Here is a 16,383-nt window from a genome sequence, read left to right as displayed (position 1 = left end):
TGCCTGTAGCTTAGGCTACAGGAAATATTAAAGGAGAGATGAAAATGTATGGAATAATAGGAGTTTCAATAATAGTAATAATAGTTTTAATATTGGCAATAGCAACTTATAATGCTCTGGTAAATGGAAGACAGAAGGTGGAAAATAGTTGGGGGCAAATTAATGTTCAGTTAAAGATGCGTGCAGATTTAGTTCCTAATTTAGTACAAACAGTAAGTGGATATGCAAAACATGAAAAGGAGACACTTACTGCAGTAATGGAAGCTAGAAATAGATTTATGAAATCAGGAACACCAGAGGCAGCTATGAGTTCTTCCGGTGAAATATCTAGTTTGATGGGAAGACTTTTTGCAGTTTCAGAGCAGTATCCAGAATTAAAGGCAGATCAAAATTTTTTAAGCTTACAAAATCAGCTTAGTGAGATAGAAACGAAAATAACCATGTATAGACAATTTTATAATGACACAGTTATGATGTATAACCGACTTGTAATAACTTTTCCTAAAAGTATTTTTGCAGGTATTTTTGGATTTCATGAGATTCCATATTTTCAAGTTGACCAAAGTGAACGTAAAGCACCTAAAGTGGAATTTTAATTTTGAAGGGAGAGAATATTATGAAAAGTAATTTTTGTAGTGAGTGTGGTGCTCAATTAAAGGAAGAAGATAGATTTTGCCCGGAGTGTGGATATAACATATCAGAAGAATATAATTCAGTTCCAGAGACACCAAAACCAGTAGAATCTCAGGGTTACTACAACCCACCTATGGAAGAATATAACGAGGATAGATCCACACCAGAGGAGTCACTATATGAACCGGATGTGTCATTAGATGAACAAGAAGAGAGTGAATTTGATCCATTTAAGCAAAATGCCGATGCAAAAACAACAATTTATGGTCAACATTCAAGGCAATCACGAAATATGTTCTTGCTAGGTTTAGTAGTGATATTGGTACTTTCAGGTATAATTTTTCTAGTAATTTTATTTATTAAATAATTTTTAGGGAGAGTATGGATATGGAAAATAATATAAATATGCCTTTTTACAAATTACTCCTTAAAGGAATATTGAATCCAGCAACAGTTATGGAGAAATATAGTGAAAAGAAATCTTCTTATTTGCTTTTGATGGTTTCTTCTATTGCCTATCTACTTTTTTTCCTTCAGGTAGGAATAGATAAGTTGAGAGTAGGAACAGTTGAGGTTGGGTATGTAATAAAAATAGCTTTAATTGGGTTTGTGGTTGGATATTTAGGGGTGCTATTAGTATCTATATTAATATGGATGATGACAAAGTTATTTAAAGGAGATTGGTCCTTGAATAAAGTTACTGGATGTATTGCTATTTCATACTCCTCAACTTTAGTGTATATGGTATGTGGAATATTAGCCCAACTTATTCTAGGATGGAACACTGCCATTACCTTTGGTATAACAGGATTGTTGTGGTCTTTGTTTCCAGTAGCTAATAGTATCAAAAAAATCACTAAAAACAATATAAGTGCAACAGTGATAATTACAACTATTTCAGGTATTTTGTTCATGTTTATATGGAGTTTGATTCTTATAATAGGGTAGAAGGAGGTCAATATGAAAAAGAATTTATTAATACCTTGCAATATATTAAAAAGCTTAATATCAAAATATAAAAGTGGTTTGAATCAATTAGGGGAAATATTTATAGATGAGATAGATGAGAAGGCTAGTGGAAATTTAGAAGAATGGATTAATTCACTTAACCTTGATGAAAAAGAAAGTCTTCCTAAGGTATTAAAGCTTATAGGAACTCCAAATCTTCTTATGAATGTGGGTATTGTGATAGAAGGAGATTCTCTTATTAGAAGCTGGGCAATTTCAAATGATGCATACCAAGGATTTATTGGTATAAATGAAAATAAAATGTTAGAAATAAATATGATAGAAAATATGACTAAATTAATTAACTCAATTATGATTTATTTAGATATGGCAGTACCTTCAGCTGAAAGCAATTTAGCCTTTAAGGTGGGTATTGATGATATGCCAACATTATTTTCTCTAATAGATCTTCATCAAAGAAAAAAATATTCTGGAATGTTAGATCATACTTGGTTAGGGGAGGAACTGTTTTTAGAGGACATAGAATATTTCTTTAAAGAGTCAGTTTTAAATCCTGATGAGAGATGGCTACTTCCTTTTTCCTTAGATCTATTTGAGGTAGAAGAAAAATCTTCAGAATTAGAAAATTCTCTTCAAAGGCTTCAAACCCTTAAGCTTTTAGAAAGAAAAAAAGAAGCATGGTATTTTACTCCACAAGGACGAACTTTTGCAGATTCCTGCATTAATAGAATAAGCCAAATGTCATTATCTGTTATAGATGCTGACGTAGAAGGTAAACTACAAAAAACAGAATGTATTTTAATTCGTTCTAATCGTACTTTATGGCTATTCTTAAAGGAACTAGGTGACAATACAATGTTAATAACAACATTATCTGGTGAAAAGTCTGGGGAATTTTTCAATGGTTTATTTTCAGCAGAAGGGATTCCAAGGGAAGTAGGAATATCTCAAGAACCAGAAATATCTAAAACAGTAAATAAAAATAAAGTAGGTAAAGCTCCTGCGTTCTGTTCAAATTGTGGTAGTATTCTTAATCCAAATAAAAAATTCTGTAACATATGCGGGAAAAAAATAATAAATAATTAGTCGTATATTTTAGTCTTTAGGAAAGGAGGATTTTTAATGAAACTTAGAAACCTTTTCAAAATATTGATCTTTACTATTATGTTTTCTTCCATGTTATCTATTAATATTATGGCAACTGAAAAACCTATTGATTACTCTGTTGCTTTAGATAGAGTAGTAGAAAAAGTAAATGATAATACCTTTATTCAGCCCATTAAAGTCAATAAGGATGGTAGTAAAACAGAGAGCGATATAACCATTAATATTCAAAATGCTGGGCTTGAAAATGTATTTGCAAATCCTGAAATAATAGCAAATAAGAGGATATCTTATGGATACAATAAAGAATCAGGTGACACAAATAGTGACAATGGTGGAATTAAGGCTAGTGGGTGGGTAGTAGTAGAAGTTTTATCTTATGATAAGGGTGATTGGAATGCATTAATAAAGGAATATTCAGAAGTATATGAAAGTCAGCTTGAAAATGTTTTAGTAGGGAACAGAAAAGCTAGATATTTTAAAAATTCTACTTATGAAGATGAATATAATGGTGTTATAGAGGGTAGTAACATACCTGAGTATTCAAAAAAATCCGGGTATGAAGAAACATGGCTTATTTATTTACCAGAGTTTGAGAATAGCAAAAAGCTCATTTTTGTTCTTGTTCATAAATATTACACTTCAAGTAGTTTAGCAGAAGGAAATAGTATAGATGTATATCGAAATTTACATGAAAGTTATAGGAATGAATATGAGCAAGCCTCAAAATCAATTGTTGATAGCATTAAAATTCAGATTGATCTACCTGGATTTGGTAATTCACAAAGAGAGGATTTAACTGAAGATGATGAATACAGTGAAAATGAGTTAGAGTTAGTAATATTAAATATTCCTGGACCGGATAATACAATTCAAACTGTAGTTGGTACAGTAGTTCCTGGAGTAGGAATTATAATAATTGCAATTTTGGGTATTAGTACACCACCACCACCTAAACCTAGTAAAGGCCCTACAGGAATAAGGGATGGAATGGAGCGCACACTTAAAGGTAAAACAGACGGTAGAGAGTACAATATAAAATATAATGCTGAAAAGGATGAGTGGACTAATACAGAGACTGATAATCCTTTTTATCCTGAAAAGTTTGAAGGTTGGCAAAATGATTTAGCAAAGGACTTGGAAGATAGTAGCAAAACATGTGAAAAAATGAGCAATAGAGATACGGAATTTGATAGAGAGGTTAAAGAAAGTGTTGAGAAGGATAAAGAAAATGCAGAACTATTAAAGAAATTACATCATTTAAGAAGAAATTTAAATCTTCATAGAACAGAGGCAGGACGTATAAATAGACCTTCTGGAGAACCAGGAAGTATGACAGACAAAATAAATGATCTTGAAAAGCAGCTTATAAATGGGGAAGCTGTAGATAAAGAACTGTTAAGGAAAGTAAGAAGAGTTTATACTAAAGCATCTAGTGGTGATATTTCTGGATATAATGATTTGCCTAACAACAGTATAGGAAAAGAGATTGGTGAGACTATATTGCTAACAGAGAAAGAAATTCTTTCTGGTTCCTCTAAAAAAGCACTAGTTTTAAGAGGTCTCTTAGCATTAGCATCTGGAGGAGCCACAGAAATGGGTATGGAAATAGCCTCAGCAGGTTTTGTTATAAAAGATTATGTAGACAAAGGTGGAGATTCTGTAGTTGAAGGTATGATTTTAGGGATGGGGAATGCAGTTATTAGCGAAGGTGCAGGAAGAATAACTGGAGGTTATGCAAAAGTTATATCAAAAAATGTCTCAAAGGCATTTCACAGACTTGGAGGAACTAGTAAAGAAGGATATAAGATTTTTAAAGGGATAAATAACGCAAAAAATGCTAAGATAAAAATTAATGGTAAGGATACTACTATAGGTCTTAAGGATAAGATGATAGATGACATAGTAGAAAATACTGCAGAAACAGTTAAGAATATATATGTTGCACCACCATTTCAGGATATATATAAAAGTTATTTTATTTAAGCTATAACTTCAGATTTATTTTTATTTGTAAAAACTAGTTTAGATTCATCTCCACTGGTTCTTCCCATAATATTGTCATAATTTTCTAGAGGAAAAACATTGGTTATGTCGAATTATTTATATTATTAGCATAATTTATAATTAGAAATTTGGACATCTCAAGATCGCAAATGTTTTATTCCAAAGACTATTTTATATGCAATTAGATAAACGGGATTAAGCTGTGGAGGGATAATGGAATGTTTACAAAATTACGAGGAAAAATTAAATCAGTAATTAATAATTTAATAGATGGAAGTAATTCAGGTAATAAACTTCTTGAACTAAGCGAAGAAAGATATAAAACCCTCATTGATAATTCCAAGGATATAATTTATAGTTGTGATAAAAACGGTTTATTTACCGCTGTAAATAAACAATTTCTATATTTAATTAAAATTCATTATTATGATATCATAGGAAAGAAGTTGAGTAATCTTATTTGCAAAAAAGATTACTATATTAAATGGGAAGAGGCTATACAAAAAGTAATAAAAACTGAACAAATGATAGATATGGAATTTAAAGTTGATGAGAATGCCATTTATAATGTTACTATTTCACCAGTTTTTGATAATAAGAATAATGTTGTTGGAATAACAGGTACAAATTATGATATTACTGAAATTAGAAAAAGTGAAAGTATTATTAAGCATATGGCTTATTATGATAATTTGACGGGGCTACATAATAGGGCCTATTTTTTCGATAGATTAAATAAGCATATCCAAATTAGCAAAGAAAAATCTAAAAAATTAGTTGTTATTTTTATTGATATAGATGATTTTAAAAGAATAAATGATTCACTTGGGCATACTGTTGGTGATGAATTATTAAAGTTGGTTGCTAAACGGTTACAACTTAGTATAAGAAAAGGTGACACAATAGCAAGAATTAGTGGAGATGAGTTTTCAATTGTTATAAATAAAATAAAAAATGTTAATGAAAGTATTCATATTATTGAGGATATATTAAAAGTCTTTGAGGTCCCTTTTAATGTACAAAATAGCTTAATTAATATAACTATAAGTATTGGAGCTTCAGTTTTTCCCGATGATGGAAAATCAGCAGAAGAACTTTTAAGAAATTCAGATATTGCAATGTATAAGGTTAAAGAAAGTGGAAAAAATTTCTATAGATATTTTGATATAAATATGAAAAATGAATTATTGAGAAAAATGAAAATAGAAACAATGCTGGTAAATGCAGTCGAAAATGAAGAATTCATTTTACATTATCAGCCCCAGTATGACGTAAGAAGCAAAAAAATATGTGGACTTGAAGCATTAATAAGATGGAATAGTTCAGAATTAGGTTTTTTAAATCCTATGGAGTTTATTGCTATATCAGAAGAGATAGGCATTATTTCGAAAATTGGTGAATGGGTTCTAAATAGAGCTTGTAATTTTGCAAAAAAAATTAACAATGAGTTTGGAACAAATATTGTTATAGCAGTTAACATTTCACCTATCCAGCTAAGGCAAGGTGATTTTTATAATATTGTTACAAAGATAATAGACAAAATAGGTATTAGCCCCTGCAATGTAGAGCTTGAAATAACCGAAAATATTTGTATAGATGATTTTGACTATGCAATAAATATATTAAAATCCTTAAAAAAATATGGAGTGAGAATTGCTTTAGATGACTTTGGGACAGGCTATTCCTCTTTAAGTTATTTAAAAAAACTTCCTATTGATATGCTGAAAATAGATAAATCATTTGTTGATGAAATTAGTATAGATGGATCTCAAAATGATTTAACTGAAACAATAATATCTTTGGCACATAAACTAGGAATGAAAGCACTTGCAGAAGGGGTTGAGGATCAGTTCCAATATGATTATTTAGAAAAATCAGGCATTGATATTATACAAGGATATTTATTGGGAAAACCTATGACTGAGAGTGCAATAGAAAAAGAACTTAGCTTATAAAAATAGCTGTACCGATTTTGGTACAGCTATTTTTTTGTTTTGTGCAATAGGTATAAGAGAATAAGAAGTAGTGATGTTTTATAGATAAATGATGGTTAAGGGTAAAGTGTAGACTTTAAATGAGTTTTATTGTAAAATAAAAAGTAAATAAATAATGTATATTGTAGAAAAAAACGTAATTATAGGATATAAGTTGTTTATATACATAATATTTAGAAGTAAGAGATTCTTTTATTAAAGAGAGGGGCCATTTAAAGTGAAATTCAATCATTTAAATATAAGTACAACTAAGCTTTATAGAATAATAAGCTTAGTTGTTTTTAATATTTTAGAAGTAGTAAATAGTTTTTTTTATAAAATACTATTTGAAGATGAAAATAGCATATCCAATAAGGATACACTGAAATATTGGAAAGATAGGATCTTTTATATTGTATCTGTAGCTGTGATTACTTGTGGGGGAGCAATAATGTTTTGTGTGTCTTATAAGGTTTATAGTAGAGGAGATACTGTACACGCAATAGTTGAAGTGTTGATTTATATTATAATAACAATAGTCATTACTCGAAAACATTTAAGTGTAAGGGTTAGAAAAATTTTCCTTACTCAAGTTTTATACTTTAGGAGTATACTATTTCTTATTACTACAGGCTTAATAGGTAGTGGTATAATCTGTGTTCTTTTTTCCTTGATTCTTACGATATGTTTATTAGAGAAAAAGCTGGCTTTGCGAGTTATAATCGTTAATATAATTATATTAATAATTTTAACAATATTATTAATATATGGGTATTTGGATGGAATATATATGGGGAAATATAAAATTGAATGGTTTATGAATGTAATGCACAATCAGGCATGCACAATTATATTGATTTTTCTAATGAATACATTATACAAGGGTTTGGAGAATCAAGCTCAAGTTATTAAAAGATCTAAGGAACTACTTAAAGAAAGTGAAATTAAATACAAGGCGATAATAGAGAATATATCTGATATTGTACTAATTGTTAATGCAGATGGAAAGCTTAAATATAACAGCATTAATTTGCAGGAAAGGTTGAGCTGGGTTTCACCGGATATTTGTAATATACCTTTATGGGAGAATCTTTATTCCGAAGATCAGAATAATGTTAAAGAAGAATTTCAGGCTCTAATTGAAGTGGATGGATTGAAAAAAACAATGGAGACTAGATACTTAGACAAAGCTGGTATGGTTTGTTATATGGAGATTACTGCAGTTAATTTAATAAAAGATCCCAATATAAACGGGATATTGTTAAACTATCATGATACTACTCAACGGAAAATGCGAGAGGCTAAGATTATTCATCTAAGCTATCATGATAGTTTGACAGGATTATATAATCACAGCTTCTTTGAGACTGCAAAAAAGAAACTTGATACAGAAAGTCAACTGCCACTTTCTGTTATTACTGGAGACATCAACGGATTAAAAATAATAAATGACTCTCTAGGAAATGTGGAGGGAGATAAACTTCTTGTAACTATAGCAAAAATATTAGATGGTAGTTGCAGTAAGGAAGATATTGTAGCAAGGATTGCTGGAGGTAGATTCAACATATTGCTGCCAAAAACAAGTAGAGAAGTTGCAGATGAAATTCTTAGAAAAATAATGGTAGCTTGCGAAGCATATAATAAGAAAACCCTTTGTGACTTATATAACATAAGTATTTCCTTGGGCAATGCAACGAAAACAAGTACAAATGAATTTCTTGATAGTATATTAAAGAATGCTGAAGATTATATGTATAACCGGAAGCTTTTAGAAGATAAAAGTTTTCATAGCTCAATAATTTCGTCAATGAGAAGTGCTTTGTTTGAAAAAAGCCAAGAAACAGAAGAACATGCCCAAAGGCTGGTAAAATTAACAAGGTCAGTGGGACAAGCTATTGCACTAACAAATCAACAATTTGATGAGCTAGAGTTATTCTCGACACTACATGATATTGGGAAAATTGGTACTGACAATCAGATTCTAAATAAGCCTAGTAAATTAACTAATACAGAATGGGTTGAAATGAAAAAACATTCTGAGGTTGGATATAGGATTGCCATGTCGTCTTCTGAGCTTATGCCAATTGCAGAGTACATTCTTGCACATCATGAACGATTTGACGGAAAGGGTTATCCACAAGGACTAGCTGGTGAAGATATCCCCTTACTTTCACGTATTCTAGGAGTAGCTGACTCATATGATGCAATGACAGAGGATAGAGTCTATAGGAAAGGGATGCCAAAGGAAGATGCTATTAATGAAATAATTAAAAATTCTGGTACCCAGTTTGACCCAAGGATAGCAAAAATATTTATTAAGATTTTAACAAACAAAGAGTCCGGTTATAATGTATAAACCTGACTCTTATCAATTTTGAGAAATAAATTATTTATTTCTTAGCTCTGCTTTCATAATCCTCTTTTTTTCATACATTCTATTATCAGCTAATTTTAAAAGCTCACCAATATCTTCTGAATCAACATATAACTCAGCAAGTCCATATGCAAAACTAATTTCTATAGGTTGTCCATTAAAATCTATGGGATTAGTTTTACATAAATCATAAATATGGTCTATTAAAGCTATAACTTCAGACTTGTTTTTATTTGTAAAAACCAGCTCAAATTCGTCTCCACCGGTTCTTCCCATAATGTTATTAGCACCAATTCTAGTTCTAAAAATATCAGTAAGATATTTAATTGATTCATCACCTGCTTCATGTCCAAAAGTATCATTAGTAACTTTCAAATTATTTAAATCTAATTCGCAAATTATAATATTCTTATGCAAAACTTTAGCCTTATTTATAACGTGAGCTAGTTTTAGTCTGAAATAATGTCTATTAAGTACTTTTGTTAATCCATCATATCTGGACATGTATATAGTATCTTCTAATAACTTAGAATATTTATATGCTATAGAAATATCATTAGCTAGATGCTTAATCAAAGCTTTATCATAGTCATTAAACTTATCCTGTTTTGTTGTACTAAATATATTGATTAGTCCCATAATCTCACCATCATTACCTATGACACATGATAAAATTTCACTTGGTTCCTCAGTAGCTATAGTTAACCAGTCCTTATGACTTTCTTCTGAACCTAATGGATAGTGTTCTATGTCAGTTATTATAATTGGTTCAAATAAACCATACTTACCACAGAGTCTGTATTGATGTGTATCTTCTAACTTATAAGTTGCTTTTTCTAAATTATCTAATACATACCCTTTTGTAGCTTTGTAATGCAACTCGTTATTTTCCATTATCAAGATACTGCCCATATTTGCACCTGAAATTATTTCCAAAGCCTTATCAAGTATCATTTGAAGCAAACTACCAAATTCTCCTGATGATAAAAGCTGCATATTTATATCCATAATTGAATTTGTTATATCTTTAATTTTTTCAATTTTACTTTTCTGTTCTTCTAAAATTTCATTAGCTTCTTTCAATTCTTTTGTAACTTCATTAACAAGATTAATAAACATTTTTTTTGAAACCAATTCTTTATGTTCAAAAAAGTGTTTATTTAAATTCTCATTATTATCTAATTCAACAATGCTTTTTTTGCAAGTATCTCCACATTCAGAGAGTCCTAGTATGGTCATTGTTAAATTCAATAATTCATTTGAACAATTAGTTGAAAAAAATTCTCCATAGGTGAAAAATCCAAAGGTTGGAGCTATTTTTACCAAAGGAGATATCTCAAGTTCAACACCTTTTTGAAGTAAAGCTCTTCTAACTGAACATGAATAAACAAAAATCGCTTCTAGTGATTTATCTTTCAAATAATTAAATATTTCTAAGGGCTTCACTGTTAAACTACCTATATCAACATATCCAAATTGAACTTTATCTCCTATTTCAACATTTCCAAAAAAACTTATTGACCCATCATCAGAACAATGAGAAACTACCCTTGCTATTTCCATATCATGTTTTTTTATTATTAATGGTATTTCAGTAGAATACATGAGTAAATTTTTAACTACATCCTCACCAAGATATTTTTTAAAAATATCAACAGCCGTAACATTATCTATAGTGAAAACTGTATTGTTATGGGCTTTCGTTATAGTCATTTCTTTACCAATGGAGGACCAACAAAAACTTGATTCTGTTGTTATACTTAATTGGTCTCCAGAAATAAATGCAACAGCAATTCCTTTATTAGTAATACCTTCTTTTGTAAACACGAAAGTCTCTTTAAAGGAATCATTATCACCAGCTTTACCACCACAAACAATTACATCATTATTTACACTATTTATTCCCTTAAGAATATCATCACCAGAGATAAGTAATCCATTTGCAAACATAATCATAAGTTTTGTATCTTCTTCAACAGATTTATTGCCAATATATAGTCCCAACTCATATTCGGTGGTTTTATTATTTATAAGGGCTGTTTTAACCTTAGATTGTTCAAATATAGTAAATGATAGAGTTGTTGAATTTGTATAGATATTTCCTTCATAAATTTCTCCAGATGTAGTAGTCCCTATAATTTCTGAATTTGGTAATAAGACTATAAGTTCATCTATTAACTTTTTTATGAATTCAACTTCAATTATTCCAGTCATTATTTGAAGAAGGATAGTATCTGATTTGGAAATATCCATAGTATTAACAAAGGCTTTCATTTTATTAAAATTATTATATATATATCCATATTGTTTCATGATACAATCCCCCTCGAAAATTAGCATATATTAATATTTATAATCGAATTATACCATATTTTTTGAAAATTCTGAATATATTTTCTCCAATTAATGGATTAAATTTAATATTTATAACACCTATAAAATGTATGGGTTATAGCTTTTTCATTAGCCTCTTTTTTTCATACATTCTATTATCCGCTAATTTTAAAAGCTCACCAATATCTTCTGAATCAACATATAACTCAGCAAGTCCATATGCAAAACTAATTTCTATAGGTTGTCCATTAAAATATATAGGATTATTTTTACATATATCATAAATATGGTCTATTAAAGCTATAACTTGAGATTTGGTTTTATTTGTAAAAATAAGCTCGAATTCATCTCCGCCAGTTCTTCCCATAATATTATTAGTCTCAATTCTAGTTTTAAAAACATCGGTAAGATATTTAATTGATTCATCACCCGATTCATGTCCAAAAGTATCATTAGTGACTTTCAAATTATTTAAATCTAATTCACAGATTATAATATTTTCATGTAAGGCTTTAGCTTTATGTATAACTTGGTCTAATTTTATTCTAAAATAATGTCTATTAAGTACTTGTGTTAATCCATCGTATCTTGACATGTATAGAGTATCCTCGAGTAACTTAGAATATTTATATGCTATAGAAATATCATTAGCTAGATGTCTAATCATAGCTTTATCATCTTCATTAAACTTAGCATGATCTGATGTACTAAATATATTGAGTATACCCATAATCTTGCCATCATTTTCTATGACACACGATAAAATCTCACTTGGCTCTTCAGAAATTATATTTCTCCATTTCCTATGACTTTCTTTTGAACCTAATGGGTAATTTTCTATATCAGTTATTATAATTGGATTATATAAGCCATACTTACCAGATGGGGTATATTGAGCCATATTTTCTATTTTATAAGTTGCTTTTTCTATTTTATCTAATAAATATCCTTTTGTAGCTTTGTAATGCAACATATCATTTTCCATCAATAGAATACTGCCCATATTTGCAACTGAAATTATTTCCAAAGCCTTATCAAGTATCATTTGAAGTAAGCTATCAAATTCTCCTGATGATAAAAGCTGCATATTTATATCCATAATTGAATTTGTTATATTTTTAATTTCTTCAATTTTATTTTTTTGTTCTTCTAAGATTTCATTAGCTTCTTTCAACTCTTTTGTAACTTCATCTACAAGATGAATAAACATCTTTTTTGAAACTAATTCTTTGTGTTCAAAAAAGTGTTTATTTAAATTTTCATTATTATCTAATTCAACAGTACTTGTTTTGCAAAATTCTCCACATTCAGAAAGTCCTAGTATGGTCATTGTTAAATTCAGTAACTCATTTGAACAATTAGTTGAAAAAAATTCTCCATAGGTAAAAAATCCAAAGGTTGGAGCTATTTTTGCTAAGGGAGCTATTTCAAGTGCAGCACCTTCCTTAAGTAAAGCTCTTCTGACTGAGCATGAATAAACAAAAATTGCTTCTAGTGATTTTTGTTTTAAATTATTAAATATTTCTAATGGCTTAACTGTTAAACTAGTAATATCAACATATCCAAATTGAACTTTATCCCCTATTTCAACATTTCCAAAAAAGCTTATTGACCCATCATAATTACACTGATAAACTATCCTTGCTATTTCCATATCATGTTTTTTTATTATTAATGGAATTCCAGTAGCATACATGAGTAAATTTTTGACTGCATCCTCACCAAGATATTTCTTAAAAATATCAATAGCTTTAATATTATCTATTGTAAAAATTGTATTGTTATATGCTTTCGTTATAGTCATTTCTTTACCAATGGAGGACCAACAAAAACTTGAGTCCGTAGTTACATTTAACTGGTCTCCTGAAATGAATGCAACAACAACTCCTTTGTTAGTAATACCTTCTTTTGTAAAAACGAAAGTCTCTTTAAAAGAATCATTATCACCAGCTTTACCACCACAAATAATTACATTACTATTTATACTGTGTATACCCTTAAGAATATTATCACCAGATGTCAATAATCCATCAGAAAACATAATCATAAGTTTTGTATCTTCTTCAACAAATTCTCTGGCAATATACAGCCCCAATTCATATTCCGTGGTTTCATTATTTATAAGAGCCGTTTTAACCTTAGATTTTTCAAAAATAGTAAATGATAGTATAGCTGAATCTGTATAAACATTTCCTTCATAGATTTCTCCAGAAGAGGTAGTCCCTATAATTTCTGCCTTTGGTAATAAGATTATAAGTTCATCTATTAATTTTATCGCAAATTCAACTTCAATTATTCCAGTCATTATTTGAATAAGGATACTATCAGTTTTAGAAATAACCATAGTATTAATGAAAGCTTTCATTTCATCAAAATCATTATATACATGTCCATACTGTTTCATGATAACAAATCCTTTCAATTTTTAGCGTATGCTAATATTTATACTCGAATTATATCACATTTTATGGAAAATATGATATATGTTTTCTCTAATTTAGAGCGGATAGAGTAATTAATTGTAGAAAAATAGTGGATCAAGTGATAAAATATAAAGTAAAAATACTGAATTTTCAACAAAAATATAATTTAAATGTTATGTAATTATTATTGTAGGAATTTAGAAATAGGGAGTGGTATTTTGAGCCTAAAACGAAGATATGAATTTTCATGGGATCTTATAGGTGATATAGAAGATGGAAGACCTAATTTAGGAAATACAACTAGGGTAGAAATATATAGATTAATGCAGTTTACTTTTAGGGATGTTATAGAACAAAGTTTAGGTTCTGATAAAACAGATAAAATATTTTTTGATGCAGGCAAGCTAGCAGGTAAAGAGTTTTATAAACATATGATTAAACCCACTCAGGACCTTAATGATTTTATAAAACAGCTTCAATTTGTATTGAAAGATTTAGGAATAGGTATATTGAGAATAGAGCAGGCAGATATGGATAAAGGAGAACTCGTACTTACAGTTTCTGAGGATCTTGATTGCTCAGGATTACCTGAACTAGAGTATGAGATATGCACCTATGATGAAGGATTTATCTCTGCTATTTTGGAAAGCTTTAGTGGAATGAAATTTCATGTTAAAGAAGTTGATTGCTGGTGTACTGGAGATAGAACATGCAGGTTTAATGCAAAAGCAATACAATTTATGAACAAAGAGGAACTTTAATGGGAAATAAAGATGTGAATAATCTTATAAAATATATCAAGGCTATTATCTTTGATGTGAGAATTAAAGAAGATATTCCGGAAGAATTTGCAGAGGATAATGATTTTTTAGAAATAGATCAAACAATCAAAACTCTTAGAGAATCTGTTAGAGCTATAGGAATAGGCGATCTTTTATATAACATAAAAGGAAAGGGTTATATTGTAGGAACTCTTAAAAATTTGCAAGCATCCCTAAAAACTCTTAAATGGCAGACAAAAGCCGTTGCTTCTGGAGATTTTTCGCAAAGCGTAGACTTTCTTGGAGAGTTTTCTGATGCATTTAATAGTATGACTAGAAAACTTGAGGCTTCAATTGAAGAAGTTAAAGACTCAAAAGAATATTTTGAAATGCTATTTCAAGCTATTCCGGATCCTACAATTATAACAAGCATTGATAACGGGGATATATTTGAATACAATGAAGCTTTTGTAGATATAACTGGATATACTAAAGAGGAGATAGAAAGTAAAAATACCGATGAGCTAAACTTTTATATTAGTCAAGGACAAAGAGAATATTTGATTCTAGAACTAAGAAAAAATGGATTTTTTAAAAATATGGAGGCCGTTTTTCAAAATAAAAATAAAGAACAGATTAATGCTATTGTTTCTTCAAAATTTATAAATATAAAGGGAACTACTTATATTTTAAGTGTGATAAGAGACATAACACACTTAAAAGAAATTGAAAAAAGACTTAGAGAAAGTGAAGAAAGACATAGACTTCTTGCAGATAATGCATCAGATGTAATTTGGACTATGGATTTAGAAGGGAAGTTTACTTATATTAGCCCATCTGTTGAAAAACTAAGAGGGTATTCTGTAGAAGAAGTTCTAAAACAATCCCAAGAAGAAGTGCTGTGTCCAAGTTCTTTGATCCATATGAAACAGGGGTTAGAGAATGCTATTAAAAGTGTACAAAATAATCAACCATTTAAAGATTTTAGAGGAGAATTAGAACAACCCTGTAAGGATGGAAGTACTGTATGGACAGAGGTTACAGTATCAGGAATGTACAATGAAGAAGGCGGATTTATAGGTATGCTTGGAGTTACTCGTAATATTACCAAGAGAAAGAAGATGGAGAAAGAAATTATAAAACTTTCTATTACAGATAAATTAACTCAGCTTTATAACAGACTTAAGTTAGATGAAACATTTGAAAATGAATTAGCCAGGTCAAGGATAAGTAAAAAAACTTTTTCTATAATACTACTGGACATCGACCATTTTAAATTGGTTAATGACACTTTTGGTCATCAAGTGGGGGATACTGTTCTTGTTGAGATTGCTAATATTCTAAAAAACAATGTGGGATCTACTGATGTAATAGGAAGATGGGGTGGAGAAGAATTTCTTATCATTCTTCCAGAAGTAGAGGGAAAAGGTGGAAAACTATTGGCTGAAAAGCTAAGAGCAAAAATCGACCATAATAACTTTATGATTGCAGGACATCTTACTTCTAGCTTTGGAGTAGCTGTGTACAAGGATGATATTTCTCCAGCAAGCATGGTTTCAAGAGCGGATGAAGCTCTTTATAAAGCAAAAGAAAATGGTAGAAATAGAGTTGAATTTTTATGACATATAAAAAGAGTTAGGTTTTATAATAAAAAACCTAACTCTTATTTTTAGTGCGCCCAGCATGGGCGTGCACTAATCGGTGAAAGTCCGTAATGGAGGCTGATAGTGCCAACCATTTAGCTTAAGACAAGGGTGTCCATTGTGAGGTGGAATCTGAAGGAAGTCGGCGGCAAACCTTTGGTC

Annotated in this window: 11 protein-coding genes; 9 read left to right on the top strand and 2 right to left on the bottom strand. The window is 29.8% G+C overall.

Going from position 1 to position 16,383, the window contains the following annotated elements; translation table 11 throughout:
• Positions 1-44 precede the first annotated feature (44 nt).
• From CLVI_RS03215 to CLVI_RS03185, 7 genes are all read left to right on the top strand, one after another.
• Positions 45-596, top strand: a complete 552-nt coding sequence (locus CLVI_RS03215) for a LemA family protein (RefSeq protein WP_207655314.1) — start codon at positions 45-47, stop codon at positions 594-596.
• Between the two features lie 20 nt (positions 597-616).
• Positions 617-1,000: a zinc ribbon domain-containing protein gene (locus tag CLVI_RS03210; protein ID WP_106058681.1), complete on the top strand. Its 384-nt coding sequence runs from the start codon at positions 617-619 to the stop codon at positions 998-1,000.
• A 20-nt stretch (positions 1,001-1,020) separates the two neighbouring features.
• The gene (locus tag CLVI_RS03205; RefSeq protein WP_106058680.1) at positions 1,021-1,581 is read left to right on the top strand and encodes a YIP1 family protein; all 561 of its coding nucleotides are present in this window, start codon (positions 1,021-1,023) and stop codon (positions 1,579-1,581) included.
• 12 nt (positions 1,582-1,593) lie between these two features.
• A complete protein-coding gene (locus CLVI_RS03200) occupies positions 1,594-2,688 on the top strand; it encodes a zinc ribbon domain-containing protein (RefSeq protein ID WP_106058679.1) in 1,095 nt (364 codons plus the stop codon).
• Between the two features lie 36 nt (positions 2,689-2,724).
• Complete coding sequence (locus CLVI_RS03195) at positions 2,725-4,692, top strand: hypothetical protein (RefSeq protein ID WP_106058678.1); 1,968 nt, start codon at positions 2,725-2,727, stop codon at positions 4,690-4,692.
• Positions 4,693-4,931: 239 nt separating this feature from the next.
• The gene (locus tag CLVI_RS03190) at positions 4,932-6,668 is read left to right on the top strand and encodes a bifunctional diguanylate cyclase/phosphodiesterase (RefSeq protein ID WP_106058677.1); all 1,737 of its coding nucleotides are present in this window, start codon (positions 4,932-4,934) and stop codon (positions 6,666-6,668) included.
• A 256-nt stretch (positions 6,669-6,924) separates the two neighbouring features.
• The gene (locus tag CLVI_RS03185; protein WP_106058676.1) at positions 6,925-9,042 is read left to right on the top strand and encodes a sensor domain-containing diguanylate cyclase/phosphohydrolase; all 2,118 of its coding nucleotides are present in this window, start codon (positions 6,925-6,927) and stop codon (positions 9,040-9,042) included.
• A 30-nt stretch (positions 9,043-9,072) separates the two neighbouring features.
• Here the strand turns inward: CLVI_RS03185 and CLVI_RS03180 are convergent, their stop codons facing one another.
• Positions 9,073-11,373: a sensor domain-containing diguanylate cyclase gene (locus CLVI_RS03180; protein ID WP_106058675.1), complete on the bottom strand. Its 2,301-nt coding sequence runs from the start codon at positions 11,371-11,373 to the stop codon at positions 9,073-9,075.
• A 136-nt stretch (positions 11,374-11,509) separates the two neighbouring features.
• Positions 11,510-13,798: a sensor domain-containing diguanylate cyclase gene (locus tag CLVI_RS03175; RefSeq protein WP_106058674.1), complete on the bottom strand. Its 2,289-nt coding sequence runs from the start codon at positions 13,796-13,798 to the stop codon at positions 11,510-11,512.
• A 237-nt stretch (positions 13,799-14,035) separates the two neighbouring features.
• Here CLVI_RS03175 and CLVI_RS03170 point away from each other — a divergent pair, with 237 nt between their 5' ends.
• Both CLVI_RS03170 and CLVI_RS03165 read left to right on the top strand, forming a co-directional pair.
• On the top strand, positions 14,036-14,578 hold the full coding sequence (locus CLVI_RS03170) for a V4R domain-containing protein (RefSeq protein WP_242980535.1): 543 nt from the start codon (positions 14,036-14,038) through the stop codon (positions 14,576-14,578).
• Positions 14,578-16,200, top strand: coding sequence for a diguanylate cyclase (locus CLVI_RS03165; RefSeq protein ID WP_106058672.1), 1,623 nt, complete (start codon positions 14,578-14,580; stop codon positions 16,198-16,200). The genes CLVI_RS03170 and CLVI_RS03165 overlap by 1 nt, the downstream gene beginning before the upstream one ends.
• Positions 16,201-16,383 lie beyond the last annotated feature (183 nt).

The sequence above is a fragment of the Clostridium vincentii genome, from assembly GCF_002995745.1.
Lineage (GTDB): Bacteria > Bacillota > Clostridia > Clostridiales > Clostridiaceae > Clostridium > Clostridium vincentii.
This window is presented reverse-complemented; position numbering and strand designations above follow the sequence as displayed.